Raw genomic sequence first — 25,098 nt, 5'->3', positions numbered from 1 at the left:
CTAGTCGGACGCCCCCGTCGCATCGTCCAGCGGCCGCAGCAGATCCAGCATGCGGGCAGCCCCCGCCTTCGACAGCGGCTCGTTGCCGTTGCCGCACTTGGGGGAGACCACGCAGGCGGGACAGCCGGAGGCGCAGGGGCACTCCGCGATCATGTCGGCTGTCGATCGCACCCACGCGGCGGCGTCGTCGGCTCCTCGCTCGGCGAAGCCCGCCCCGCCCGGGGCTCCGTCGTAGACGAAGATCGTCGGCTCATCGGTGTCCTCGTGCAGCGCCGTGGAGACCCCTCCGATGTCCCAGCGATCGCACGTCGCCAGGAGGGGCAGCATGGAGATCGCCGCATGCTCGGCACCGTGGAGGGCTCCGGGCAGGTCGCCCGAGGCGATCCCGGCGGCGTCGGACGTCTCCCGGGGGATCACCCACCACACGGCCTTGGTGGTGAGGGTCCGGGGCGGCAGATCCAGGGGATGCTGGGCGAGGACGGCCTGCGTGAAGACGTCCCGCACCTGGTAGCCGGTGACCTGATCGGTGACGTCGACGGTGCCGAAGCACAGACGCACACCGCGCGCCCAGGGGATCTCGCGATCCGTCTGCCGGATGCGGATGGTGGAGGCGGTCTGCGGATGGGTCGAGTGCAGCGGATCCTCGCGGTGGACGAAGGCGACGGCCTGCTCGACATCGAGACGGTCGACGACGAAGCTGCGCCCCTGGTGGATGTAGACCGCACCGTCATGGACCTGCGTGTGGGCGCTCGCGGCATCGACCGTGCCGAGCAGAGCACCGCTGCCGGCCTCGACGATCCGCACGGGCTCACCGCCGCTGCCGCGCAGATCCGTGAGATCGTGCGCGGACTCCGTCATGGTCCAGTACCAGCCCGTGGGGCGGGCCCGCAGCACGCCGCGCGACGCCAGAGTGGTCAGCAGCTCGCGCGCGGAGGGACCGAAGATCCCCTCCTCACCGTCCCGGATGGCGAGCTCGGAGGCCGCCGCGCACAGGTGCGGGGTCATGACGTACGGGTTGGCGGGATCGAAGACGGAGGCCTCGACCTCGACACCGAACACCGTCTCGGGATGATGGACGACATACGTGTCCAGCGGATCCTCGCGGGCCACGAACAGCGCGAGCGCGGCGCCGTCACGGTCCTGACGCCGCCCGGCCCGGCCGAACTGCTGCCACAGCGAGGCGCGCGTGCCCGGCCAGCCCGCGATGACCACGGCATCCAGGCCGGCGATGTCGATGCCGAGCTCGAGCGCATTGGTGGAGGCCAGTGCCCGCAGCTCGCCCGAGCGCAGATCGTCCTCCAGGCGGCGACGCTCCTCGGCGAGGTAGCCGCCCCGGTAGGCGGCGACGCGCGAAGCTGCATCGGCGAGCGCTCCCGAGCCCGTGGCCTCGGCCTTCTGGGACAGCAGGCGCTGAGCGCCCGAGGCGACGAGCTCCGCGCCGCGGCGTGAGCGTGCGAAGACGAGGGTCTGGACGTCCTCGCCGACGAGATCCGCGAGCAGCGATCCGGCCTCGGCCGTGGCCGAGCGTCGCAACGGCTCCTCGGACCTCCTCGTGCTCCCTTCGTCGCGGTCGTCGCCGGAGTCGCCGTCACCCTCGGCCCGTCGGCCTCCGTCGCCGGACCGTCGGCCTCCGTCGCCGGCCCGTCGGCCGTCGACCGGAGACTCCCGGGTCCCGGGCTCCCACAGGCCGACCGTCAGGCCGGCGCGCGGCGAACCGTCGTCGGTGACCGCCTCGACGTCCAGTCCGATCAGTCGGGAGGCGGAGATCTCCGGGTTCGCGGTGGTGGCCGAGGCGAGGATGAACGTCGGCTCCGCACGGTAGCGGGCGGCGATGCGGCGCAGGCGACGGATGACCATGGAGACGTGGCTGCCGAAGACGCCGCGGTAGCTGTGGCACTCGTCGATCACGACGTATCTCAGGGCGCGGAAGAAGCTCGCCCACTGCTCGTGGCCGGGCAGGATCCCGAAGTGGAGCATGTCGGGGTTGGTCAGGACGATGCTCGCATGGCGGCGGATCCATCGGCGCTGCTCGGACGGGGTGTCGCCGTCGTACACCGCGACTCTGGCGTCGCGCAGCCCGGCGCCGTCGGCCATCGCGGCGATGTTCGTCAGCTGGTCGGCGGCGAGCGCCTTGGTGGGCGAGAGGTAGAGCGCGGTCGCACGGGGTGCCTCGAAGTCGAGCTCGCGGGCGCCGACGGCGCTCAGCACGGGCAGCAGGTAGGCGAGGGACTTGCCGGAGGCGGTGGCTGTGGCGAGGACGACGCTCCGGCCCTCGTGGGCGAGCTCGGCGGCCCGCTGCTGATGGATCCAGGGTGCGGTGATGCCGCGAGCGGCGAGATGCTCGAGCAGGCGCGGATCGGTCCACGCGGGGAAGTCGCCGCGGCGACCCTCCCGCGGAGGCACGTGCTCGACGTGGGTCAGGCAATCGCGGCGCAGCATCGGCGCGCCGAGATCCCTCAGCAGCCGGTCCGCCTCCCCTGCGCGCATCCTGCTCCTCGCTGTCGTGCTCGCCGCCGGCCCTGCCGGGACGACGATCAACCCGACGATCGGACAGGCGATCCCGCCTGCGAGGACGTATCGGACCACTCGGTATCGGACCACTCGGGCGGCTGGTGCACAATCGTATCCATGCTGTCCGAGACCCCCGCGGCTCCGCCGCGCGTGATCCCGCATCTCGTCGAGCGTCTGCGTGCTGATCTGCAGGCCGCAGACTTCACCGTCGAATCGGTCGACGCCCTGCTGGGCGAGGTCGCGGTCGCCGCGCTGCGTCGGGAGAACCCGGTGCCTGCACGCCGAGCCCTCTCGCGCGCCGATTCGCCGCTCGCGACGCTGATGGGGATGCTCACCCTCGGCGAGGCGGTCCCTCGGCCGCAGGTCGAGCAGGCCCTGCCGACGCTGACCGCCGATGGCGCGGTCGAGCTCGGGCTGCTGGCTCCCGCCGCACCCTCCGACGTGGCCGACGGTGCTCTGCGCGCCGTCGTCGACCTCTCCCCCTACAGCGCCCAGGACGACCTCGGCGACATCTCCTGGTGGATCGCCTCGGACCTGTCCGAGCTGGCCACCGGCGGGGCGCTGCACCCGGAGCACGTGCTCGGGGTCGGAGGCGCCTCGCTGACGCTCGCACGGATCACGCCGCGCGCGCGGGTCGAGCGGGCGCTGGACCTCGGCTGCGGCGGAGGCATCCAGGCGCTGCACGCCTCCCGCCACGCCGAGCACGTGGTCGCCACCGATCTCTCCGAGCGGGCGCTCGCCTTCGCGGCGTTCAACGCGGCGCTGAACGGCATCGAGATCGAGCTGCGTCAGGGCTCCCTCCTCGACCCCGTCGCCGGGGAGGTCTTCGATCTGATCGTCTCGAACCCTCCCTTCGTCATCACCCCGCGGAGCCGACCGGCGGGCCGGGACGGCTCCTCCGTCGCGGCCGACGACGGCTCCGACGACGTCATGGTCTATCGCGACGGCGGGCGCGCGGGCGATGCGCTGCTCGCCGAGCTGCTCTCCGCCCTCCCCTCGCATCTCGCTCCCGGCGGCCGTGCCGTGATGCTCGGGAACTGGGAGATCACGGACGGCGAGGATCCGTTCGCGCATCCTCGCTCCTGGCTGGCCGGTGCCGTCGCCGACGGCGTGGACTGCTGGGTGATCCAGCGCGAGAGCGAGGACCCCGCTCAGTACGCGGAGACCTGGGCGCGGGACGGGGGCGTCACCGACCGCGACGAGCGCTGGCACAGCCTGCAGGAGGCGTGGCTGGAGGACTTCGCCTCCCGCGACGTGGCCGAGATCGGCTTCGGGTACATCCTGCTGCGGCGTCCGTCGGCCGACGACGCCGCAGCCGACGGCACCGCGGCCGACGGCGCTCCGGGCGGCCCCGGGGCACCGCGCACCCGACCGGGGGCCCTGCTCACGGAGATCGCCACGGGCACCGGGAGCGGGACCCTGGCCGCCCACCTGTCCGCCGCGCTCGACGCGATCGGCGCGATCGACAGGACGACGGACGATCAGCTGCTGGCCATGCGACCGGTGCTCGCCGACGACGTCGTCGAGCGCCGGCACCTCAGGCCAGGTCAGTGGGATCCGATGCTCATCGAGATCGCCCAGGGCGCCGGCTTCGCGCGCACGATGCCGGTCGACCAGGTGCTCGCGGCGACCGTCGGCGCCCTCGACGGCACCCTCACGATCGAGCAGACGATCTCCGCGGTCTGCGCTCTCACCGGCGACGATCCCTCCGAGGCGATCGCGCGCACGCTCCCGCGCCTGCGGGAGATCATCGTGGGCGGGATGCTCCTCCCGTGACCCCTCCTGCGCCCCCGACCGGCCCGACCACGCCGACCGGCCCGACGACTCCGGCCAGCCCTCCCAGCCCGACGATCCCGCCCGGCCCGAGGAGGGCCGCCGCCGCGCCGGCCGTCGGCGCTGTCGGCGCTGTCGGCCGCGTGCGTCCGTGGCTGGCGCTGCTGGCGGCGGCGCTGTGCACCGCCGCGGTCGTGGCGTGCGCCCGCTTCTCCGTCGGCACCGCGAGCGGGCAGCGGCTGGACCAGCTGATCCTCTCCGGGGCGCTCACCGACGAGGGCCGGATCTCCGACTGGGCCGAGATCGCCGTCGGCAGCGTCGAGATCCCCGTCGTCCTGGGCGTGCTGGTGCTGGCGGCGGCCCTCGCGCTGCTGCGGAGACGCCCCGTCGTCCTGCTGCCGCTGGCGGTGCTGGTGGCGGGCGCGAACGCGACCACTCAGCTGATCAAGCACGTGCTCGTGACCCGCGAGGCGCTCGCGCCGGGGATCGACGTCACCCCGAACTCCTACCCGTCCGGGCACACCGCCCTGGCGGCCTCCGCAGTGATCGCCGTGGTGCTCGCCGCCGGGAGCGGACGCTGGGCGGCGGCGCTGCTGGGGGCCGTGTGGACGGCCGGCGCGGGAGTCGGGACCCTGGTGGTGGGCTGGCACCGGCCCAGCGACGTCGTCGGCGCGATCCTGGTGGTCGCCGCGTGGACCTTCGCGGTGCTGTGGGCCGACGGGCTGCACACCCGGCGTCGGACGCTGCGCGAACGGGCCCGACTGCGGGAGCAGCAGGCCGCGGAGGCGGCCGACGGCGTGCGGCCGCTGCGGCTGCGCCCCGAGCCGCCGCCGCGCACCTCGACCGCTGACACGGTGACCGCGGTGGTGCTGGTCATGCTCGCGCTCTTCGCCCTCGCGACGGGCATCACATCCTTCACGGGCCTGGAGCTGCCGATCGTGCTGGACGACACCTCCCAGCAGCAGACGGCGTTCCTGGCGACCTCGGCGCTGATCATCGGCGGCACGGCCCTGTGGCTGGCGCTCGTGCTGCTTCTCAGGGTCCCGAGGGTCCGGGGGACCTGACGGCCGGACCGTGTACCGTGAGCAACCGTCGGGCGCCGAACAGGCGTCCGAGCACCTCGAACTCCCTCGCAGCGCCCCCTTCCCGGGGAGGCCGGAGGGCGGGCCGCGACGATGCGCGGCAGGGAAGGACGAAGCAACGTGACTGGTGGACGGCATCTGGTGATCGTCGAGTCCCCGGCGAAGGCGCGGACCATCGGGCGGTACCTGGGCGACGACTACAACGTCCTGGCGTCGGTGGGGCACATCCGCGACATCCCGGTGCCGCGCGATCTCCCTGCCGAGATGAAGAAGGGCCCCTTCGGCAGGTTCGGCGTCGACGTCGACCACGACTTCGAGCCCTACTACATCGTCAGTCCGGACAAGAAGAAGACGGTCTCCGACCTGAAGAAGGCTCTCAAGGACGCCGACACCCTCTACCTCGCCACCGATGAGGACCGCGAGGGCGAGGCGATCGCCTGGCATCTGCTGGAGACCCTCAAGCCGAAGAAGAGCCTCCCGGTCAAGCGGATGGTGTTCCACGAGATCACGAAGGACGCGATCCTCGGGGCGCTCGAGAACACCCGCGAGATCGACTCCCATCTGGTGGATGCGCAGGAGACCCGGCGCATCCTCGACCGCCTCGTCGGCTTCGAGCTCTCGCCCGTGCTGTGGCGCAAGATCAAGCCCTCGCTGTCGGCCGGTCGCGTGCAGTCGGTCGCCACCCGCCTCGTGGTCGAGCGCGAGCGCGAGCGGATGGCCTTCGTGCCCGCCGACTACTGGGACGTGACCGGCACCTTCGCGACCGAGGAGAGCGCCTTCACCGCCCGCATCGCGACCGTCGACGGCGCCCGCGTCGCCAGCGGCAGCGACTTCTCCGACGACGGGACCCTCAAGCCCCGCTCCCAGGGTGCGACGGTCCTGACGGAGGAGACCTCCGCAGCCCTCATAGAGGCTCTCGCCGACGCCCCCGCCGAGGTCGCGAGCCTCGAGTCCAAGCCGTACACGCGGCGGCCCGCGCCGCCGTTCACCACCTCGTCGCTGCAGCAGGAGGCCTCGCGCAAGCTGCGCCTGGGGGCCCGCCAGGCGATGCGGGTGGCGCAGTCGCTGTACGAGAACGGCTACATCACCTATATGCGCACCGACTCGGTGGCCCTGTCCGGCGAGGCCGTCACGGCCTCCCGCAAGCAGGCCGCCGAGCTCTACGGCTCCCAGTACGTGCCGGACAGGCCCCGGCACTACCAGACGAAGTCGCAGAACGCGCAGGAGGCCCACGAGGCGATCCGTCCCGCGGGCGATCGCTTCCGCACGCCCGCGGAGGTCGCCGGCTCCCTCAGCGGGGACGAGTTCCGCCTCTACGAGCTGATCTGGAAGCGCACGGTCGCCTCGCAGATGGCCGATGCGAAGGGCACCACCTCGACCGTCGAGCTGGCGCTCGAGCAGAACGGCCGCACGGCGACCTTCCGCGCCGCCGGCACCGTGATCACCTTCCGCGGATTCCTCGCCGCCTACGAGGAGGGCCGCGACGCCACCCGCTACGGCGCCGACGACGAGAAGTCCGGGGACAAGCGCCTGCCGCAGATGACCGAGGGGCAGCGGCTGGTCACCCGGGACCTCGTGCCCGACGGCCACACCACCACCCCGCCGCCGCGCTACACGGAGGCCTCCCTGGTGCGCGCCCTCGAGGAGCGCGGCATCGGCCGACCCTCGACCTACGCGTCCACGGTCGCGACGATCCAGGACCGCGGCTACGTGCTGCGCCGCGGCACCGCGCTCGTGCCCAGCTGGGTCGCGTTCGCCGTGGTGCGCCTGCTCGAGGAGCACTTCGAGACGTACGTCGACTACGACTTCACCGCCCAGATGGAGCAGCAGCTGGACCTCATGGCCCGCGGCGAGCTGGACCGCGCGGACTATCTGCGCGCGTTCTACCGCGGCACCGGCGATGACGGCGAGGCCCCGATGGGCCTGAAGCCGATGGTCGACTCCCTCGGCGACATCGATGCCCGCGCCATCAACAGCATCGAGATCGGCGACGGCATCACCCTGCGGGTCGGCCGCTACGGCGCCTACGTCGAGCGCGCCGCCCGCGACGAGGACGGCGAGCCGATCGAGGGCGCTCCCCCGCAGCGCGCCAACGTGGGCGATGACATCGCACCCGACGAGCTGACCGTCGAGAAGGCCCGCGAGATGCTCGAGCGCGCCAAGGACGACGGCCGCGTGCTCGGCACCGACCCGGAGACCGGCCACGAGATCGTCGCCAAGGACGGCCGCTTCGGGCCCTACGTCACCGAGGTCCTGCCGGAGCCGGCGGAGGGCGAGAAGAAGATCCCCAAGTCCAAGCAGCCCAAGCCCCGCACGGGCTCCCTGCTGAGCTCGATGGACCTGGCCACCGTCACCCTCGAGGACGCGCTGAAGCTGCTGAGCCTGCCGCGCGTGGTCGGCACCACCGACGACGGCACGGAGATCACCGCGCAGAACGGCCGCTACGGCCCGTACCTGAAGAAGGGCACGGACTCCCGCTCCCTCGAGTCCGAGGAGCAGCTGTTCACCATCACCCTCGAGGAGGCGGAGAAGCTGTACGCGCAGCCCAAGACCCGCGGGCGCGCCGCTGCGAAGCCGCCGCTCAAGGAGCTGGGCACGGATCCGACGAGCGAGAAGCCGATCGTGATCAAGGACGGCCGCTTCGGCCCCTACATCACCGACGGCACCACCAACGTCTCCCTGCGCTCCACCGAGAAGGTCGAGGACATCACCCCCGAGATCGCGGTCGAGAAGCTCGCCGAGAAGCGCGCCAAGGGTCCGACGAAGCGGAAGGCCCCGGCCAAGCGCACGACCACGCGCAAGAAGGCCACGACGGCGAAGAAGAGCTGACCCGCGCCCCACCGCCCGGACGGCCCGGCACCTGCACAGGTGCCGGGCCGTCCGTCGTCCTGCCCCGGAGCTCCGGGCTCGGGCCCGTCGCCCCTTCGCACTGTGCGCTGGATCACCGTCGGGCTAGAGTGGCGGACGAGCACCCTGTGCCTTTCCTGAACGAGCATGCTCGCGGTCGACGAAGGAGTGACCATGGACAGACGTCTCACCCGGCGGGCGGCCCTCACCGGAGCCGCCGCCACCGCAGCGGTCGGGCTCGCCGGCTGCCTGCAGAACCCCAACCCCTCGGGCGCCTCGGGCGGCGGCAGCGACCGCTACACCGTCGGCGACACCCCGGGATCCGGCACCGTCACGATCCTCGGGAACTTCGGAGGTCAGGAGCGCGACGACTTCGTCGCCTCCCTCGAGGCCTTCCAGGACGAGTCCGGCATCACGATCCAGTACACGCCGGACTCGGACTTCACCAACATCATCCAGCAGCGCGCGAACGCCGGCGATCCTCCGGACATCGCCCTGTTCCCTCAGCCGGGCGGCCTCTTCGACCTGGCCGAGAAGGGGATGATCACCCCGATCGACGTGTTCCTGGACTACGACCAGCTGAACTCGACCCTGATCCCGGGGTTCCTCGACTCCGCCCGCTACCAGGGGCGGGTCTACGGCGCACCGATGCGCATGGCCTGCAAGTCCCTGATCTGGTATCCGAAGAAGGCGTACCAGGCCGGCGGCTGGTCCGAGTCGCCCGCGACGATGCAGGAGCTGTACGAGATCACCGACGCCATCAGGGACTCGGGGATCGCGCCCTGGTCCGACGGCTGGGGCGCGGAGCAGTCCACCGGCTGGGTCGGCACCGACTGGATCGAGGAGTTCATGCTCCGGGTCCACGGGCCGACGGTCTACGACGACTGGGTCAAGCACCGCATCCCCTTCAACTCCGACGAGGTGGTCGAGGTCTTCGACATCCTCGGCGACGTCCTCAAGGCCGACGGCAACGTGCTGGGCGGCACGAGCACGATCATCAACACCCCGTTCTCCGAGGCCCCGCTCCCGCTGTTCGAGGATCCGCCCACGGCCATGCTCGTGCGCCAGGGCAACTTCGTCACCGGCTTCCTGCCCGAGGACGTCCAGGAGAACATGGACGAGGAGGTCGGGGTCTACGCCATGCCCACCTGGGAGGGCGGGTTCGACGGCCAGCCGATCCTCGGCGGCGGCGACCTCGCGGCGCTGTTCACGCTGAACGACGACACGGTGAAGGTCATGGAGTTCCTGACCTCGGACTCGTTCGGCGCCGAGTGGGCCGACGCCGGCGGCTGGCTGAGCCCCCACCGGACCTTCGACCAGGACCTGTACTCCGACGAGATCACCCGGCAGGTCGCCGAGATCGCCTCCGCGGCACAGGTCTTCCGCTACGACGGCTCGGACCTCATGCCCACCGCCGTCGGCTCGGGGTCCTTCTGGACCGGGATGGTGGAGTGGCTGCAGGGCTCCAAGACATCGCAGGAGGTCTGCGACGAGATCGAGGCGGGGTGGCCGTCGTGAGCACCGGCGCCTCCTCCCCGCAGGCCGTGCCCGTCCCCGGAGGACCCGACGCACCTGCTCCCGGGGCGTCCGGCGGACCCGACGGATCCGACGCCCCTCGTGAGCGGACCGGATCCGGGGCCCGCCCCGTGCGGGTGCTGGTCGGGCTCGTCGGCATGATCGTGACGGCCTGGTTCATGTGCAACGCGTTCCTCGCCTTCGCCTACTATCCCGGATGGTTCGCGAGCTCCGGGATCCTCATCGGCATCCTGGGCCTGGTGGTCGGCATCGGCGGCGCGATGGTGTTCTTCTGGTTCCTGAACATGTGCGTCGAGGGCTTCCCCACGCGCTTCTCCGAGGGCCTCATCCCCTACGCCTTCCTGCTGCCGTGCTTCGCGCTGATCACGATCTTCCTGCTGTACCCGACGGTCCAGACGATCGTGTACTCCTTCGCGAACGACGACTCCACCGCCTGGGTGGGGCTGGACAACTATCGGGCGATCTTCTCCAGCAGCGGCTTCTGGTCAGCGCTGCTGAACAACATGCTGTGGATCCTCATCGTCCCGATCGTGACGGTCTCCTTCGGCCTCGCAGTCGCTGTGCTCGCCGACAAGCTCTCCGCGAACGGCGAGAAGGCGGCGAAGTCCCTGATCTTCCTGCCGATGGCGATCAGCTTCGTGGGCGCCGCGACGATCTGGTCGCTGGTGTACGCGTACAGCAACCCCGGGTCCGCGCAGACCGGTCTGCTCAACGCGATCGTCGTCGCCCTCGGCGGCGACCCGCAGCCCTGGTACCAGATCGACACGGCCCGCCTGAACTCGATCCTGCTGATGGTGATCCTGATCTGGCTGCAGACGGGCTTCGCGATGGTGCTGCTGAGCTCGGCGATCAAGGCGGTGCCCGAGGACACCGTCGAGGCCGGGAGGGTCGACGGCGCCAGCGAGGTCCGCATCTTCTGGCAGATCATCTTCCCGCAGGTGCGCCCGACGCTCGTGGCCGTGTTCATCACGGTGCTGATCCTGGTGCTGAAGGTCTTCGACATCATCTACGTCACGACCAACGGCCTGTACAGCTCCGACGTGATCGCGAACCTGTTCTTCCGCAAGCTGTTCACCGATCAGCAGGCCGGTCAGGCCTCCGCCGTCGTGGTCGTGCTCCTGATCCTGGTCCTGCCGATCCTCATCTACCAGGTGCGCAGCTTCCGACAGCAGGAGGCGAACCGATGAGCATCCTGACCGGGACCATGAAGGACGGTCGCAAGCGCTCCCCGCTCGCGATCATCGCGATGCCGCTGCTGGCGATCCTGTGGACGGTGCCCACCGTCGGCCTGCTGGTGACCAGCTTCCGCACCCGCGAGGCCGCCGCCTCCACCGGCTGGTGGACGGCGCTGTGGGAGGGCGGCTGGACGATCGACAACTATGCGCAGGTCCTCGGCGATCCCGGCGTCTCCGGATCGCTGATCAACTCGATCGTGGTGGCGGTGCCGGCGACGGTGCTGCCGATCATGTTCGCCGCCTTCGCCGCCTACGCCTTCACCTTCATCTCCTTCCGCGGCAAGGACGTGCTGTTCATCGTGATCGTCGCGCTGATGGTGGTGCCCATCCAGGTGGCGTTCCAGCCGATGCTGGACCTGCTGGGCCCGCGCGGCCTCGGGATCAACGGGCAGTTCGTGGCGGTCTGGCTGCTGCACACCGGCTTCGGCATGCCGCTGGCGGTGTACACGCTGCGCAACTACATGACCACCCTGCCGGGCTCGGTGGTGGAGAGCGCGAAGATCGACGGGGCCTCGCACTTCCAGACGTTCTGGCGCCTGGTCGCCCCGATGTCCTCGCCGGCCATCGCCGCCTTCGCCACCCTGCAGTTCCTGTGGGTGTGGAACGACCTGCTGATCGCCAAGCTGTTCCTCGGCGGCGGCGCGAACCGCACGATCATCGTGAGCCTGCAGCAGATGCTCGGCACACAGGGTCAGGGCGCTGAGCTGCTGACGGCCGGCGCGTTCATCTCGATGATCATCCCCATGCTGGTGTTCTTCGGGCTGCAGCGCTTCCTGGTGCGCGGCATGACCGCAGGCTCGGTCAAGGGCTGATCGGCGCGTCGGACGGTCGGCGCGATCGGTGCGCGGGACGGTCTGCCGCGGCAGCGGCTCTCCTCCCCATCGCCGATCCCACCGCTCCTCCCCATCGCCGCCGGTCCACAGGGACCGGCGGCGATGCTCTGCGCGACGGTCCGGGCCGATAGATTGGGTCCCATGATCGCGACCGACGACGCACCCCTCTCGGGCGCCGACGGGCAGCTGCTGCTCCCGGCTCCCACGACTCCCGACCCGGCGACCGCGCCGGGCCTGCGCTGGGCGGTGATCTCGCCGGGTCACATCGGCGACCAGTTCACCGCCACCGCGCACCGCGCCACGGCCTCCCGCGTCGTCTCCGTCGTCTCGCGCTCCCAGGAGCGCGCCGAGGCGTTCGCCGAGAAGCACGGGATCGAGCGCGCCTTCTCCGCCGTGGAGGCCATGCTCGCCGCCGGCGGCATCGACGCGGTCTACGTCGCCTCCCCGCACGCCCAGCATCACGATCTCGCCCGCCCCGTCCTCGATGCGGGTGTTCCGGTGCTGGTCGAGAAGGCCTTCACGCTCGACGGCGCGCAGGCGCGCGACCTGATCGACCTGGCCCGCGAGCGCGGCGTGTTCCTCATGGAGGCGATGTGGGCGCGCTTCCTGCCGCACTACGACGTGCTGCGCCAGGTGCTCGCCTCCGGGCTCCTCGGGGACGTCGTCGAGGTCGTCGCCGAGCATTCCCAGCACTTCCCCCTCGACCCCGCGCACCGCATGTACGCGCCGGAGCTCGGCGGCGGCGCACTCCTGGATCTGGGCGTCTATCCGGTCTCCTTCGCGCAGATGGTGCTCGGGGACCTCGACGACCTGGCGGTGCGCGGAGAGCTCACCTCTACGGGCGTGGACGCGACCGTGGAGCTGCTGGCGCGCGGCTCCCGCGGCGAGGGCCCGTCCCGGGGCCGAGCCCGCCTGGGGTCGAGCCTGCTCACCCGCATGCCGAACGAGGCGGTGGTCGCCGGCACCGCCGGCACCGCTCGTCTGACGGGACCGTTCTTCGCTCCCGCCGATCTGACGGTGTCCCTGGTCGACGGTCGTGAGGCGCGCTTCGACTATCCGGGGGATCGCGGGGACGGGATGGCCTACGAGATCGCCGAGTCCGCCCGACGGATCACCGCCGGCGATCTCGAGTCGCCGCTGATGAGCTGGGCGGACACTCTCAGCGTGATGGACACGATGGACGCCGTGCGCGCCGAGCTCGGCGTCGTCTACCCCGGGGAGGCCGTCCGATGATCCTGCCCGACGTCCCTCCTGTGCTGCGCGCTCCCGCTCCGCGGCTCCCCCGTCGCGGCGTGTTCATCTCCTTCGAGGGCGGTGACGGCGCCGGCAAGTCCACCCAGATGCGGATGCTCCACGACCATCTGGTCACCGATCGCCTGGTCGACGAGGACCTCATCCTCACCACCCGCGAACCCGGCGGCACCGAGCTCGGCCGCAGCATCCGCCAGCTGCTGCTGCATGGGCAGGATGTGACCCCGCGCGCCGAGGCCCTCATGTATGCGGCGGATCGCGCCCACCATGTCGAGACCCTGATCCGCCCCCATCTGGCGCGGGGCGGTCTCGTCCTCGCGGACCGCTACCTGGACTCCTCGATCGCCTATCAGGGCGCCGGGCGCGAGCTCGACCCCTCAGAGATCACGACGCTCTCGCTGTGGGCCTCGGACGCCCTCCTGCCGCATCGCACGATCCTGCTGGACGTGCCGACCTCCGCGCTCGACGCCCGACGCGCCGGGAGCGACCGCGACCGGCTCGAGCAGGCCGGGCGGGAGTTCCATGAGGCCGTCCGCGAGCAGTTCCTGCAGCTGGCCGCCGCGGAGCCGGAGCGCTTCGCGGTCATCGACGGGACGCTGCCGCGGGAGGAGGTCCACGCGAAGGTGCTCGAGGCCGTCGCCGAGGTCCTGCATCTGTTCGACCCGACCTTCGAGCAGCCTCGCCCTGCCTCCCATCGGGACGAGCTGTGAGCGCTCCGACCGGCGTCGGCTCCGTCGACGGCGTCTGGACCGACGTCGTGGGCCAGGAGGCGGCGCTCTCGCAGTTCCGTCGAGCGGTCGACGGCTCCGCCCCGCTCGCCCAGGCGTGGCTGATCACGGGCCCGCCCGGCTCGGGCCGCTCCACGGCGGCTCGGGCCTTCGCCGCCGCGCTGCAGTGCGAGCACGGGACCGGCTGCGGTCAGTGCCGCGCCTGCCGCACGGTGCTCGCGAACACGCATCCGGATGTCACGGTGGTCGCCACCGACAAGCTCTCGATCGCCAAGGAGGAGGTCCGCGCGCTCGTCATGACGGCACAGCGGGCACCCGCCACGGGTCGACATCGCGTGCTGATCGTCGAGGACGCGGACCGCATGAGCGCAGGCACCTTCAACGTGCTCCTGAAGTCGATCGAGGAGCCGCCGCCGGCGACCGTCTGGATGCTGTGCGCGCCGTCCGCCGAGGACCTCGCACCGACGATCCGCTCGCGATGCCGCCAGGTGACGCTGTCGGTGCCGTCCTCAGAGGTCGTCGCCGAACTGCTGATGCGTCGGGACGGCATCGAGGAGGACCTGGCCGTGCGCGCCGCCCGTGCCGCCCAGGGCCACATCGGCCTGGCTCTGCGCTACGCGACCCAGCCGGGGGCGCTCGCCGCCCGCGAGGATGCTGCCCGTGCCCTGCTGGCGCTGCGCGGCACCGGTCAGGCCGTCCTCGCGGCGCAGCAGCTCGTGGATCGTGCGACGACGGAGGCCAAGGAGACCGCCGACGTCGTCGCCGCACGCGAGAAGGAGCGCTTCCTGCGTTCGGCCGGCATCGAGGACGGCAAGGTCCCGCCGTCCCTGCGGTCCCAGGTCCGTCAGCTGGAGGAGGACGCCAAGCGCCGCCAGACGCGCCTGGTCCGCGACGTGCTGGACCGCTATCTCCTGGACGTGCACTCCACCCTGCGCGACGTCCTCACCCGCCAGCTCGGATCGGGCAGCGCGCTCGTGAACGTGGAGATCGCCGAGGAGATCGATCGGGCCGCGCAGGCAGGCTCCGGCCCGCTCACCCTGGATCTCCTGGACGCCGTCCAGCAGGCCCGGGACCGCATCGCCGGGAACGTGCCGCCGCTGCTCGCCCTCGAGGCGCTGCTCTCGAGGATCGCGACGACTTTGCGCTGAGCTCCCGCACCGAGCTGCTGGGCTCAGCCGCCGCAGGCCGTCCGACGCCGTGGACCGCCCTGCCGCGCCGACTCGCCAGCCGCCGAGCGGAGCCTCACTCGGCGTCGGCCGGACCTGCCTCAGCATCGCCAGCAGACTCCGCATCGCCAGCAGAGTCCGCCGTCGCGTCGCTCTGCGCATCCGGCATCGCGTCCTTCACGTCCCCGGCAGACGCATCCTTCGCGTCCCCGGCAGACGCATCCTTCGCGTCCCCGGCGGGCGCGTCCTCGGCGGGCTCGGGCTGCTCGAAGACGACCTCGAGCTCATCGACGATCACACCCTCGGAGCGCTGGATCTCGGCGGAGCGATCCTCCTTGCCGGTCTCCGAATGGGCGCCGCAGCCGAAGCCCAGATGCACCACGCGCCCGTCGGCCGGCGACCACTCGTTCGTGCACACCGCGAACTCACCGCGCAGCGACCCCGACAGCTGCGAGACGAAACCGCAGCTCGCGCACGTCGCCGCGACGGTCCCCCGACGGCGGCGCTCCGACGTCGGCCGCGGACCGAACTCCCCCTCGATCCAGCGCTCGGCAGCCTCGGAGCGCCCCTGCGGGGAGAGCACCCGCTCGCGGCCGAGCCCCAGCTCCCACAGTGCGACGCGGTCCTCGTCCTCCTCGCCCGTGGCCTCGTACCCCTGCTCGAGACGCTCGTCGTACTCCTTGTACGGCAGCAGATCGTCGGCACCGACGTCCGAGGGCCGCAGACGCTCCGCCCACGGCTCCCACGCGGGCGCCAGCAGCGCATCCTCTCCGGGCAGCAGCGCCGTCTCGGTCACGGTGGCGGCCTTGGCGCGGGGCGCCCGAGCCAGCACCACGACCCAGGACCAGCCGCGGTAGCCCGGCATCGTGCACTCGAAGACATGCGTGACCAGACGGTCCCCGCTCGCCTCCGCCCGCAGGTGCTCCCCGACCTGTCCCGGCTCCGTGACGTCCTCGAGGGCCGTGCGTGCGAGCTCGATCGCCGCCGCGGCGACAGCATCCAGCTTGGGGCGCGCGGTGCGGGGGCGGCGGGCGGTGGTCGGAGGAGTCATCTGCTCAGGCCTCGAAGTTGTCGGCGACGGCGCGCATCACGGTGGCGATCTTCTGGGAATGGCCGCGGTCGGGGTAGCGCCCCTGCCGCAGGCCGTTGGAGGCATCGTCCAGCAGGCGGATCAGGTCCTCCACCATGGTGGCCATATCCTCAGGGCGGGGCCGACGAGCGCGGGTGACCGACGGCGCAGGATCCATCACGCGCAGCGAGAGCACCTGGGGGCCGCGACGGCCGTCGACCATGTCGAAGTCCACGCGCATGCCCGGACGCAGCGTGGTCACGCCCTCGGGCAGATTCGTGGCGTGCACGTACACGCTCTGTCCGTCCTCATCATCGAGGATGAAGCCGAAGCCCTTCTCGGCGTCGTAGAACTTCACCTTGCCGCGTGGCACCTGTATCCCGCCTTGTCTACTGGTCAGTGGTCGACCCGGGGCGGCGCATGCCGGCCCGGGCGGTGTCGCGCGCGGGGAACCCCGCGCGACCGACGAGTCTACAGGCGAACCCTGTCCGCCGATGCACCCGGAGGGCCCTCCCGGAGCCGACCGGCAGCCCGACGACCGAGGCGCCGCGCAGCCCGAAGACCGCGCCCCCTCGCAGCCGTCGGAACCCGTCGGCGGCCTCGGCGGCCTCGGCGGTCGGTGGCATTCAGCGACGCCTCTCCGCCGGGATCATGCGCTCCGGGGCCGACGGGGCCACGGGGCCGAGCCCGAGCCCCTCGAGGACCTTCTCGAGGATCATCGCCGTGAAGCCCCACACGAACACATCGCCCGGGAGCTCGAAGACCGGACCGATGGGCATGTCCCCGAGCCGGCCATGGGCCTGGCAGGCGGGATCGGTCAGCGAGTCCGGGCCGGTCAGCGGCGCCCACACGACCCGCTCCACCTCCACAGGGTCCTGCACGCCGAGCTCCGGGCGCGCATCGGAGCGAGCGAGGACCGGGGTGACCCGCTGCCCCCGCCACGGCATGGCGATCGGTCGGAACGCGCCCAGCACGTCCACGTCGGAGGGATCCAGGCCGGTCTCCTCGCGGGCCTCCCGGAGCGCCGTGCGCACGTCGTCGGGGTCTTCGGGATCGCAGCCGCCGCCGGGCAGGGCGAACTGGCCCGGCTGGGAACGCAGCCGATGCCCCCGCTCCTCGAGCACCAGCTGAGCCCCCTCGAGGCTCTGTCCGGCGATCAGCACGAGCACGGCGCTGCGTCGCTCAAGTCCGCGCGGCGGCATCTGCGGAGCCCGCGGATCGGTGCGGTCCAGCAGCACGCCGTCACCGCTTCGCGCACGCTCTGCGAGCGGCACGAGGAACTCGGGGACCCTCCCGGCTCCGGGGATCTCGCCGGCACCGGGGACGCCGCCGCTCGCACGACCGCTCATGCGACCGCTCCCGCGCTCGGGCAGATGTCGGCGAGGACGCAGACGGCGCACTCCGGTGCGCGCGCCGTGCACACGCGTCGCCCGTGCAGGATCAGCCGCAGCGACAGCACGGTCAGATCGGGCGGAGCGCCGTCGGCCTCGACCCGGTCCAGGATGTCCTGCTCGACGGCCCGCGGGTCCTTCTGCGCGGTCCACCCCAGGCGGCGTGACACGCGGCCGACGTGCGTGTCGACCGCGAGCAGCTCGTGGCCGAACCAGGCTCCACGCACGACGTGAGCGGTCTTGCGGCCGACCCCTGGCAGGGCTTCGAGGGCGGCCTGGTCGTCGGGCACCTCGCCGTCGTGGTCGCGGACCAGATCCCGGGCGAGCCCGATGATGCGACGCGCCCGGGTGGCGCCCATCCCGAGCGGCCTCAGCACGGCGGCGACACGGTCCACGTCCGCCGCGGCGAGGGTCTCGGGGTCCGGATGCTCGGCGAACAGCTGCGGAGTGATCGAGTTGACACGCCGGTCCGTCGTCTGGGCCGACAGGACTGTCGCGACCAGCAGTTCGAAGGCGTCGCGATGATCCAGCTCAGTGCGGGCATCGGGGAACTCGGAGCGAAGCCGGCGGCTGACCTCGGCGGCGTCCGCAGGGCTCCCCACGGGCGCTTCGGGAGCGCCGGAACGGGGCGTGAGGGACACGGACACGACCTCCTCGGACGGCGGACGGCAGGTCACAGTACCCGCGGCGCGATACCCTTCCCACAACGTGTGACTGCGCCCACCGCGTGGCGTCAGATCGGTCACAATGGGAAGACAGCACGGTCCCGGCGATCACGGGGCCCCATCACCAGGAGGATCCGTGGACGAGAACATCGTACGGTCGTCGCCGCTGTTCGCCGCGCTCGACGAGGACGGCAAGCAGGCCGTGCTGGCGTCGATGAAGCAGGAGGACTACCACCGCAGCGCGGTGATCTTCCGCGAGGGCGACCCCGGCGACCGCCTGTTCATCATCGGCTCGGGCAAGGTCAAGGTCGGCCATGCCTCGGGCGACGGCCGGGAGAACCTGCTCGCTGTGCTCGGCCCGGGCGAGACCCTCGGCGAGCTCTCGCTGTTCGACCCGGCGCCGCGCAACGCGACCGCGACGGTCGTCGCCGAGTCGACCCTGTACTCGCTCTCCCAGCAGGACCTGTACCGGGTCCTCGCCCAGCGCCCCGAGGTGGCCCGCCATCTGCTGGCCTCCCTCGCCCGTCGACTGCGCAAGACCAACGAGTCGCTCGCGGATCTCGTCTTCGCCGACGTCCCCGGTCGTGTCGCCAAGAACGTCCTGGACCTGGCGCAGCGCTTCGGCCGCCAGACCGACGACGGCGTCATGGTCGCCCACGGCCTCACCCAGGAGGAGCTCGCCCAGCTGGTCGGCGCCTCCCGCGAGACCGTCAACAAGGCGCTCGCGGACTTCGCCTCGCGCGGCTGGATCCGCCTGGAGGCCCGCGCCGTGCTGCTGCTCGACATCGAGCGCCTGCGCCGCCGCGCACGCTGACCGCCGGGCGGGCCGACCCGGTCCGCCGGCTCCGGCCTGCCTGCAACTCGACGGGGCGTCCGTCGCCAGGAGGGGATTCCCCCTCGGCGAGCGGACGCCCCGTCGTCGTCAGCCCCCGCAGGCCCCGCCCTCAGCCCTCGGAGGCGAGATGGTCGAGGGTCGCGCGCAGGTTCCACTCGGCGGGCTGGCGGAGCTCCTCGGGCAGCTCGGTGCCGTACACCGCGCGCAGCAGCCGATCCATGGTGAGCACGCCCGCGCGGCGGGCACGACGCACCTGCTCGATGCGCTCGTGACGGTGCGCGACGGCATCCTCGATCGCCTGCAGGGCGCTCAGCGGGTCCTCGATGTCGTCCCCGTGACCGGGATGCAGCGAGGCGATGCGGCCGTCGACCGCCATGGCCCGCAGGATCGCGAGCGACTGCAGATGCTCCCTCAGGTTCCCACCATCCCGAGGGACGATCACCGTGGAGGACCCGCCCAGCAGGGTGTCGCCGGTCAGCATGCGCCCGCCGTCGACGAGCACGCCGACGGAGTCCGCGGTGTGCCCGGGCAGGTGGATGACATGGGCGGCCACGCCGTTGTCGCCCTCGAGGGCGGCGGGCGCGGGACGTGCACCGGGGACGGCCGACGGGTCCGCCGCCCACAGGGGCACCTCGCGACCGCTGCGGGCGCTCAGCTGCCGGGCGAGAGTCCCTGCACCGGCCGTATGGTCCAGATGCCGGTGCGTGACCAGTACACCCATCGGACGCGCTCCGTCGCCGCAGCGGAAGAGCAGCTCCGCCAGGTGCTCGGGGTCCTTCGGACCGGGATCGACCACCCACACCTGGCCGTCGTCACGGATGATGCGGCTGACCGTCCCCGCGAGCGTCATCGGCCCGGGATTGCTCGCGCGGACCGCGATCAGCTCGACGGGCGGGGCCTCGGGATCGCGCTCGGGAGCGTCCTCACCCATGCCAGGCTCCCCGTTCCGCTCAGGCGCCCGGCGAGACCTCGACCAGGAGGTCGAGCTCGACCGGAGAGTCCAGCGGCAGCACGGCCACGCCGACGGCGCTGCGGGCATGCGCACCCGCCTCGCCGAAGATGCTGCCGAGCAGCTCGCTGGCGCCGTTGATCACGGCGGGCTGGCCATGGAACGAAGGTGCGGAGGCCACGTAGCCGGTCAGCTTCACGATGCGGACGATCCGATCGAGGTCGCCGATGACGCTCTCCACCGCGGCCAGCGCATTGAGGCAGCAGGTCGCCGCGAGATGCGCGGCGCCGTCGGCGTCGATCTCCGCGCCCACCTTGCCGGTGGTCGGCAGCGCGCCGTCCACGAACGGCAGCTGACCCGAGGTGTGGACGTGATCCCCGCTGATGACCGCCGGGACGTAGGCCGCGACCGGCGCCGCGACCGACGGCAGCTCGAGACCGAGCTCGGCGATGCGGGCTCGCACACGGGAGGAGGTGTTCACGGTCGCCGCCATCGCTCAGCCCTCGGCCAGCGGACGCTTGAGGTAGGCGACGAGGTTCTCAGGGTTCGGTCCGGGGACGACCTGGACCAGCTCCCAGCCCTCCTCGCCGTAGTTGTCGAGGATCTGCTTGGTCGCGTGGATCAGCAGCGGGACGGTCAGGTACTCCCAGCGGGTGACGGTGCTCATGGGCTGAGCCTACCGGCCTCCGCCGACGCCCGAGGGGACCGTCCGGCCGGATGCCCGTGCGGCGTCGGCCCCCTCCGCGAGGACGCGCAGGAGCCGCGGGAGGATCAGCTCCCGACGGCCTCCTGGGACGCTCGCCTCAGCAGGCCCGACCAGTCGCTCACCTCGGGATGCCGACGCAGCAGGCGCCGGCGCTCGCGCTCGGTCATGCCGCCCCACACGCCGAAGTCGATGCGGTTGTCGAGCGCATCGGCGAGGCACTCGGTGCGCACCGGGCATGAGGCGCATGCGATCTTGATCTGATGCTGCTCGGTCCCCTGGACGAAGAAGCCGTCGGGATCCATCGTCGTGCAGGCGCCGCGCGCCGCCCAGCTCTGGTCCTCGGTGGTCGGGAGAGCCCCGATGCTCATTGACATCCCCTTTGCGAATCGTCGTCGACTCGTGCGGTCTCTGCTCACTGTAAGGAGACCCATGCCACAGTGCAAAACGAGAGGTCCCTGCGCAGCGGTCTGCGGAGCGCCCGCTGCCGAGGTCCGCTGCCGAGGTCCACTGCCGGACCCCGCTGCCGGAGGCCGCTGATGGGGCCGCTCCCGGTCGCCGCCCAGCGCCCGCCCCGCGTTCGTGAAGATCTCGGTGAGGATCATGCCGCTGTGGTGCGTCACATGGATCCGCACAGCCGCTGCCCGTAGGGTGGAACCATGGCTCGTTCCACGTCCTCAGGCCCCAGCGCCGTGCGCTCGCTGCCCGTCGCCCTGGCGCAGACCGTGTACCTGCTGCTGGGGATCGTCGCCGTGTCCATCCTCGCTGGCATCCTCATGGCTGCGTTCTTCCTGCCGGCGGTCTCGGCGTCCTCCGCGGTCGCCGAGGACGGCGTGGACCTGTTCGCGTCCTACCCGAGCGAGCTCGATGTCGAGCCGCTGAACGAGGCGAGCCGCATCGAGGCGTCCGACGGGACGCTGCTGGCGACGTTCTACTCGCAGAACCGCATCATGGTGCCGCTCGAGGAGATCTCGCCGAACGTCCAGAACGCGGTGATCGCGATCGAGGACAGACGCTTCTACGAGCACGGCGGTGTGGACCTCAAGGGCACGGCGCGCGCCCTGATTTCCAACGCCTCGGGCGGCGACACCCAGGGAGGCTCGACCCTCACCCAGCAGTACGTCAAGAACGCCCTGCTCATGGATGCGGTCCAGCGAGGGGACGACGACGACATCGCCGCCGCGACCGAGCAGACCTACGGGCGCAAGCTGCGCGAGGCGAAGCTCGCGATCTCCCTCGAGAAGGAATGGTCCAAGGACGAGATCCTCAACGCGTACCTCAACGTCGCCCAGTTCGGACCCTCCCAGTACGGCGTCGAGACGGGCGCCGAGCACTACTTCAACAAGAGCGCCGAGGACCTCAACCCCGGCGAGGCAGCGCTCCTGGCAGGGATCACCAACGGTCCGAACGAGTACGACCCGGTGAGCCACCCGGAGGCCGCGGAGACGCGCCGCAACGAGGTGCTCGCCGCGATGCTCGGCCAGGACTTCATCACCCAGGAGGACTACGACACGTACTCCGCCCAGCCCGTAGAGGACATGCTGGACGTGCAGAACGTGACGGCCGGGTGCGCCGACGCCGGCGGCAGCGGCTTCTTCTGCGACTACGTCACGCGCTCGCTGCTGAACGATCCGTCCTTCGCGGACACCTACGAGGAGCGCCAGAAGCTGCTCTACGGCGGCGGCCTGACGATCCGGACCACCCTGGATCCCGACCTCCAGTCCGAGGCCGAGTCGATCCTCGAGCGCAAGGTGTCCTCGACCTCCGAGAGCGGCTTCGGCCACAGCATCGTCACCGTCGAGCCGGGCACCGGCAACATCCTGGTGATGGCGCAGAACCGCTCGTACAACCCCTACGCGGACGCCGGTCCGGGCGAGACCTCGATCAACTACAACGTCTCCGAGGCGATGGGCGGATCCTCCGGCTTCCCCGTCGGCTCGACGTTCAAGCCGTTCGTGCTGCAGCAGTGGCTCGAGAGCGGCAACTCGATCTACGACACCATCAGCACCCGCCGCCAGACGATGTCGACCTTCCCGGCGAGCTGCCTCGACAGGGGCCGCTGGTACGAGAACCCGGGATACAACCCGGACAACGCCGTCTCGGTGAAGCTGAACGCGATGGAGACGGTCCTCAACGGCACCAAGTTCTCGGTCAACACCGTCTACGCGAACATGGCGCGCCAGCTCGACCTGTGCAGCATCGCGGACACCGCCCGGTCCCTCGGCGTGGTCCCCGCGACCTACAACCCGTACGACCAGGAGACCTGGGACGCAGACATCGCCGACATCTACGGGACCGAGCTGGCCCCGGCGGTGCTCGTGCTCGGAGAGCTCCGCATCTCCGCGCTGCAGATGGCCTCGGCCTACGCCACCTGGGCCGACGGCGGCGTCTACTGCGAGCCGCAGGCGATCTCCGAGGTCCTCGACTCCGACGGCGAGCCGATGGAGATCACCGGATCGCAGTGCGAGCAGGTCGTCGACAAGGAGGTCGCGGACACCATCGCCTGGGTGCTCGAGCAGGACCTCGAGGATCCGAGGGCGACCGGCAAGGGCAAGACCATCGACGGCCATGACGCCGGCGGCAAGACCGGCACCTCGGGATCCCAGTACCACACCTGGTACGTCGGGTTCACCCGCCAGCTCTCCACCGCAGTCTGGTTCGGCAACCCGAACTCGAACGTCCGCCCCGGCGGCTTCTCGGTCGACGGCGAGTACCTGCGCGAAGGCAGCGTCTGGGGCAACACGGTCTCCCTGCCCACCTGGCAGGAGTTCATGAACTACGCGAGCAAGGACCTCCCGAGCGAGTCCTTCCCCGAGGCTCCGGACAAGCCCGACGGCAGTGACGCGACGTCCGACGGCACGGTGCCCGACGTCTCCGGCATGGTGCTCTCCGAGGCGCAGTCCACGCTCCAGGCGAGCGGCTACGAGGTGGTCGTCGAGCAGGAGTCGTCCTCGTCGGTGGGCCAGTGGTACGTCATCGGGACCGACCCCAAGGCCGGCACCAGGCTGGACGAGGGGTCCACCGTGACCATCCGCCAGTCCACGGGGCCGTGACCGTGCGCGGCACCACCGTCGCGACGGCCATCGGCGCGGCGGGGGTCGCGGCCGCGACGGGCGCCCACATCTGGGCCCGTCACGTCGAGATCCACCGCTTCACCCTGCGGGAGGCGGAGCTGCGGATCCTACCTCCCGGGTCCCGCGCCATCCGCATCCTGCACATCAGCGACATCCACCTGATGCCGGGGCAGGAGCGCAAGAAGGCCTTCCTGCGCCATCTGGCGGCACTGCACCCGCACCTGGTGATCGACACCGGGGACAACATCTCCGCGGCCGCCTCCGTCCCGGAGCTGCTGGAGGCGCTGGATCCGCTCCTGCAGGTGCCCGGCGCCTTCGTGATGGGCTCCAACGACCTGTATGCGCCCGCGCCGAAGAACCCCCTGCGCTACTTCCTGCCCGACCCGCGGCCGGACGGCTTCCTCGAGCGGGAGGAGATCGACCTTCCGACCGAGGAGCTCGCCCAGGGGCTCTCGGCCCACGGCTGGAAGGATCTGGGCAACGACCGCGCGACCATCGAGCTGGGAGGCCTCGAGGTGCGCCTGGTGGGCGTCGACGACCCGCACCTCGAGCGCGACGAGATGCCGGCCGCCGTCGAGGCCGAGGAGCCCGAGCACGGCAGCGTGCTGCGGATCGGCGTCGCGCACGCCCCGTACCTCCGCGTGCTCGACGCCTTCGCGGCGGACGGCGCCGACCTCATGCTCGCGGGTCACACCCACGGCGGGCAGCTGCGACTGCCCGTGGTCGGCGCCCTGGTGACCAACTGCGACCTGCCTCGCGGCAAGGCGCGCGGGCTCTCCGAGCATGCAGGCGTGCCGCTGCACGTGAGCGCAGGCCTGGGTGCCAGCCCGTACTCGGACTTCCGCTTCCTGACGCCGCCGGAGGCGACGTTGCTCACTTTGCGGGCCCGCACCTCGTCCGATGGCGAAGAGCACCGCTGGACCCCTGCTAATGTTGTTCCTCGGTGAGGAGCTTCGGCTCCGAACCTGGTGCTCGCCTTGGCGATCACCCTCGGGGTGTGGCGCAGCTTGGTAGCGCGCCTCGTTCGGGACGAGGAGGTCGCAGGTTCAAATCCTGTCACCCCGACCCACGGTGCACAGCACCACGGCGAACGGGCCGGAGCAGACGCTCCGGCCCGTTCGTCGTCTCCCCTCCCCGCTCCTCCCCTCCGGTCGCCGCCCCTCTCCTGCTCCCCGCACCTCTCCCGCTCCTCTTTCCCCCCGGTCGCCGCGTCCCTCCTCTCGACCTCGCCAGCCCTGTCGGGAGTCTTGGGCCAGATCGTGAGTGCGACTCAGGCGTGTCACCGTCGAAGCAGCGGACGCGATGGACGCGGCAGGCACGGCGGACACGGCAGACACGGCAGACGCGGCGGACGCGGGCGGACGCCGGCGGGCCAGCAGCGTCATCTGCCAATGCCGTGGAGCAATGTCCGTCTACCACCGTTTGAACGCCATTTGAACGGCGGTAGACG

General features: G+C 71.4%; 22 protein-coding genes and 1 tRNA gene. 13 read left to right on the top strand and 10 right to left on the bottom strand.

The window, feature by feature from the left end:
• On the bottom strand, positions 1 to 2,487 hold the full coding sequence (locus ACZ5AJ_RS00900) for a DEAD/DEAH box helicase (RefSeq protein WP_464136295.1): 2,487 nt from the start codon (positions 2,485 to 2,487) through the stop codon (positions 1 to 3).
• A gap of 141 nt (positions 2,488 to 2,628) precedes the next feature.
• Between ACZ5AJ_RS00900 and ACZ5AJ_RS00895 the strand changes: the two genes are divergently transcribed.
• From ACZ5AJ_RS00895 to ACZ5AJ_RS00855, 9 genes are all read left to right on the top strand, one after another.
• A complete protein-coding gene (locus tag ACZ5AJ_RS00895) occupies positions 2,629 to 4,287 on the top strand; it encodes a DUF7059 domain-containing protein (RefSeq protein ID WP_464136294.1) in 1,659 nt (552 codons plus the stop codon).
• Complete coding sequence (locus ACZ5AJ_RS00890) at positions 4,284 to 5,348, top strand: phosphatase PAP2 family protein (protein ID WP_464136292.1); 1,065 nt, start codon at positions 4,284 to 4,286, stop codon at positions 5,346 to 5,348. The genes ACZ5AJ_RS00895 and ACZ5AJ_RS00890 overlap by 4 nt, the downstream gene beginning before the upstream one ends.
• A gap of 138 nt (positions 5,349 to 5,486) precedes the next feature.
• A complete protein-coding gene (gene topA, locus ACZ5AJ_RS00885; protein WP_464136291.1) occupies positions 5,487 to 8,195 on the top strand; it encodes a type I DNA topoisomerase in 2,709 nt (902 codons plus the stop codon).
• Positions 8,196 to 8,387: 192 nt separating this feature from the next.
• Complete coding sequence (locus ACZ5AJ_RS00880) at positions 8,388 to 9,731, top strand: ABC transporter substrate-binding protein (RefSeq protein ID WP_464136289.1); 1,344 nt, start codon at positions 8,388 to 8,390, stop codon at positions 9,729 to 9,731.
• Positions 9,728 to 10,936, top strand: coding sequence for a carbohydrate ABC transporter permease (locus tag ACZ5AJ_RS00875; RefSeq protein ID WP_464136287.1), 1,209 nt, complete (start codon positions 9,728 to 9,730; stop codon positions 10,934 to 10,936). The genes ACZ5AJ_RS00880 and ACZ5AJ_RS00875 overlap by 4 nt, the downstream gene beginning before the upstream one ends.
• Positions 10,933 to 11,796, top strand: coding sequence for a carbohydrate ABC transporter permease (locus ACZ5AJ_RS00870; protein WP_464136285.1), 864 nt, complete (start codon positions 10,933 to 10,935; stop codon positions 11,794 to 11,796). The genes ACZ5AJ_RS00875 and ACZ5AJ_RS00870 overlap by 4 nt, the downstream gene beginning before the upstream one ends.
• 162 nt (positions 11,797 to 11,958) lie before the next feature.
• The gene (locus tag ACZ5AJ_RS00865; protein WP_464136283.1) at positions 11,959 to 13,050 is read left to right on the top strand and encodes a Gfo/Idh/MocA family protein; all 1,092 of its coding nucleotides are present in this window, start codon (positions 11,959 to 11,961) and stop codon (positions 13,048 to 13,050) included.
• The gene (gene tmk / locus ACZ5AJ_RS00860; RefSeq protein WP_464136281.1) at positions 13,047 to 13,778 is read left to right on the top strand and encodes a dTMP kinase; all 732 of its coding nucleotides are present in this window, start codon (positions 13,047 to 13,049) and stop codon (positions 13,776 to 13,778) included. The genes ACZ5AJ_RS00865 and tmk overlap by 4 nt, the downstream gene beginning before the upstream one ends.
• Positions 13,775 to 14,944 carry a DNA polymerase III subunit delta' gene (locus tag ACZ5AJ_RS00855; protein ID WP_464136279.1) on the top strand — a complete coding sequence of 390 codons (1,170 nt, stop codon included), beginning with the start codon at positions 13,775 to 13,777 and terminating at the stop codon, positions 14,942 to 14,944. The genes tmk and ACZ5AJ_RS00855 overlap by 4 nt, the downstream gene beginning before the upstream one ends.
• A gap of 94 nt (positions 14,945 to 15,038) precedes the next feature.
• On the opposite strand, the gene ACZ5AJ_RS00850 is transcribed toward ACZ5AJ_RS00855, so the two are convergent.
• From ACZ5AJ_RS00850 to nth, 5 genes are read right to left on the bottom strand one after another with little or no spacing between them, the layout of a single operon-like run.
• Positions 15,039 to 16,013: a DUF3027 domain-containing protein gene (locus ACZ5AJ_RS00850; protein WP_464136277.1), complete on the bottom strand. Its 975-nt coding sequence runs from the start codon at positions 16,011 to 16,013 to the stop codon at positions 15,039 to 15,041.
• A 4-nt stretch (positions 16,014 to 16,017) separates the two neighbouring features.
• Complete coding sequence (locus tag ACZ5AJ_RS00845; protein WP_464136275.1) at positions 16,018 to 16,404, bottom strand: cold-shock protein; 387 nt, start codon at positions 16,402 to 16,404, stop codon at positions 16,018 to 16,020.
• 16 nt (positions 16,405 to 16,420) lie between these two features.
• On the bottom strand, positions 16,421 to 16,657 hold the full coding sequence (locus ACZ5AJ_RS00840) for a hypothetical protein (protein ID WP_464136274.1): 237 nt from the start codon (positions 16,655 to 16,657) through the stop codon (positions 16,421 to 16,423).
• The gene (locus ACZ5AJ_RS00835; RefSeq protein WP_464136272.1) at positions 16,658 to 17,380 is read right to left on the bottom strand and encodes an NUDIX hydrolase; all 723 of its coding nucleotides are present in this window, start codon (positions 17,378 to 17,380) and stop codon (positions 16,658 to 16,660) included.
• Positions 17,377 to 18,063, bottom strand: coding sequence for an endonuclease III (gene nth, locus ACZ5AJ_RS00830; RefSeq protein WP_464136269.1), 687 nt, complete (start codon positions 18,061 to 18,063; stop codon positions 17,377 to 17,379). The genes ACZ5AJ_RS00835 and nth overlap by 4 nt, the downstream gene beginning before the upstream one ends.
• A 160-nt stretch (positions 18,064 to 18,223) precedes the next feature.
• Here nth and ACZ5AJ_RS00825 point away from each other — a divergent pair, with 160 nt between their 5' ends.
• Positions 18,224 to 18,901, top strand: a complete 678-nt coding sequence (locus tag ACZ5AJ_RS00825) for a Crp/Fnr family transcriptional regulator (RefSeq protein ID WP_464136268.1) — start codon at positions 18,224 to 18,226, stop codon at positions 18,899 to 18,901.
• 130 nt (positions 18,902 to 19,031) lie between these two features.
• On the opposite strand, the gene ACZ5AJ_RS00820 is transcribed toward ACZ5AJ_RS00825, so the two are convergent.
• The 4 genes from ACZ5AJ_RS00820 to ACZ5AJ_RS00805 form a co-directional block, all read right to left on the bottom strand.
• A complete protein-coding gene (locus tag ACZ5AJ_RS00820) occupies positions 19,032 to 19,853 on the bottom strand; it encodes an MBL fold metallo-hydrolase (protein WP_464136266.1) in 822 nt (273 codons plus the stop codon).
• A gap of 19 nt (positions 19,854 to 19,872) precedes the next feature.
• On the bottom strand, positions 19,873 to 20,364 hold the full coding sequence (locus ACZ5AJ_RS00815) for a RidA family protein (protein ID WP_464136264.1): 492 nt from the start codon (positions 20,362 to 20,364) through the stop codon (positions 19,873 to 19,875).
• Positions 20,365 to 20,367: 3 nt separating this feature from the next.
• A complete protein-coding gene (locus tag ACZ5AJ_RS00810; RefSeq protein WP_464136263.1) occupies positions 20,368 to 20,538 on the bottom strand; it encodes a DUF4177 domain-containing protein in 171 nt (56 codons plus the stop codon).
• A 104-nt stretch (positions 20,539 to 20,642) separates the two neighbouring features.
• Positions 20,643 to 20,945 carry a WhiB family transcriptional regulator gene (locus ACZ5AJ_RS00805; RefSeq protein ID WP_464136261.1) on the bottom strand — a complete coding sequence of 101 codons (303 nt, stop codon included), beginning with the start codon at positions 20,943 to 20,945 and terminating at the stop codon, positions 20,643 to 20,645.
• Positions 20,946 to 21,233: 288 nt separating this feature from the next.
• Here ACZ5AJ_RS00805 and ACZ5AJ_RS00800 point away from each other — a divergent pair, with 288 nt between their 5' ends.
• The 3 genes from ACZ5AJ_RS00800 to ACZ5AJ_RS00790 all read left to right on the top strand — a co-directional run bounded on the left by ACZ5AJ_RS00800 (position 21,234) and on the right by ACZ5AJ_RS00790 (position 24,713).
• Positions 21,234 to 23,627 carry a penicillin-binding protein gene (locus ACZ5AJ_RS00800; RefSeq protein WP_464136259.1) on the top strand — a complete coding sequence of 798 codons (2,394 nt, stop codon included), beginning with the start codon at positions 21,234 to 21,236 and terminating at the stop codon, positions 23,625 to 23,627.
• 2 nt (positions 23,628 to 23,629) lie between these two features.
• Positions 23,630 to 24,595: a metallophosphoesterase gene (locus ACZ5AJ_RS00795; protein WP_464136257.1), complete on the top strand. Its 966-nt coding sequence runs from the start codon at positions 23,630 to 23,632 to the stop codon at positions 24,593 to 24,595.
• A gap of 44 nt (positions 24,596 to 24,639) precedes the next feature.
• Positions 24,640 to 24,713 (top strand) — tRNA-Pro (locus ACZ5AJ_RS00790).
• Positions 24,714 to 25,098: the final 385 nt, after the last annotated feature.

Source organism: Brachybacterium zhongshanense (genome assembly GCF_055385755.1).
This window is presented reverse-complemented; position numbering and strand designations above follow the sequence as displayed.

Coding starts and splice junctions, on each gene's coding strand:
- ACZ5AJ_RS00900 (WP_464136295.1), bottom strand. CDS start 2,487: ATGCGCGCAGGGGAGGCGGACCGGCTGCTGAGGGATCTCGGCGCGCCG.
- ACZ5AJ_RS00895 (WP_464136294.1), top strand. CDS start 2,629: ATGCTGTCCGAGACCCCCGCGGCTCCGCCGCGCGTGATCCCGCATCTC.
- ACZ5AJ_RS00880 (WP_464136289.1), top strand. CDS start 8,388: ATGGACAGACGTCTCACCCGGCGGGCGGCCCTCACCGGAGCCGCCGCC.
- ACZ5AJ_RS00870 (WP_464136285.1), top strand. CDS start 10,933: ATGAGCATCCTGACCGGGACCATGAAGGACGGTCGCAAGCGCTCCCCG.
- ACZ5AJ_RS00865 (WP_464136283.1), top strand. CDS start 11,959: ATGATCGCGACCGACGACGCACCCCTCTCGGGCGCCGACGGGCAGCTG.
- tmk (WP_464136281.1), top strand. CDS start 13,047: ATGATCCTGCCCGACGTCCCTCCTGTGCTGCGCGCTCCCGCTCCGCGG.
- ACZ5AJ_RS00850 (WP_464136277.1), bottom strand. CDS start 16,013: ATGACTCCTCCGACCACCGCCCGCCGCCCCCGCACCGCGCGCCCCAAG.
- ACZ5AJ_RS00840 (WP_464136274.1), bottom strand. CDS start 16,657: ATGCCACCGACCGCCGAGGCCGCCGAGGCCGCCGACGGGTTCCGACGG.
- ACZ5AJ_RS00835 (WP_464136272.1), bottom strand. CDS start 17,380: ATGAGCGGTCGTGCGAGCGGCGGCGTCCCCGGTGCCGGCGAGATCCCC.
- ACZ5AJ_RS00820 (WP_464136266.1), bottom strand. CDS start 19,853: ATGGGTGAGGACGCTCCCGAGCGCGATCCCGAGGCCCCGCCCGTCGAG.
- ACZ5AJ_RS00815 (WP_464136264.1), bottom strand. CDS start 20,364: ATGGCGGCGACCGTGAACACCTCCTCCCGTGTGCGAGCCCGCATCGCC.
- ACZ5AJ_RS00810 (WP_464136263.1), bottom strand. CDS start 20,538: ATGAGCACCGTCACCCGCTGGGAGTACCTGACCGTCCCGCTGCTGATC.
- ACZ5AJ_RS00805 (WP_464136261.1), bottom strand. CDS start 20,945: ATGAGCATCGGGGCTCTCCCGACCACCGAGGACCAGAGCTGGGCGGCG.
- ACZ5AJ_RS00800 (WP_464136259.1), top strand. CDS start 21,234: ATGGCTCGTTCCACGTCCTCAGGCCCCAGCGCCGTGCGCTCGCTGCCC.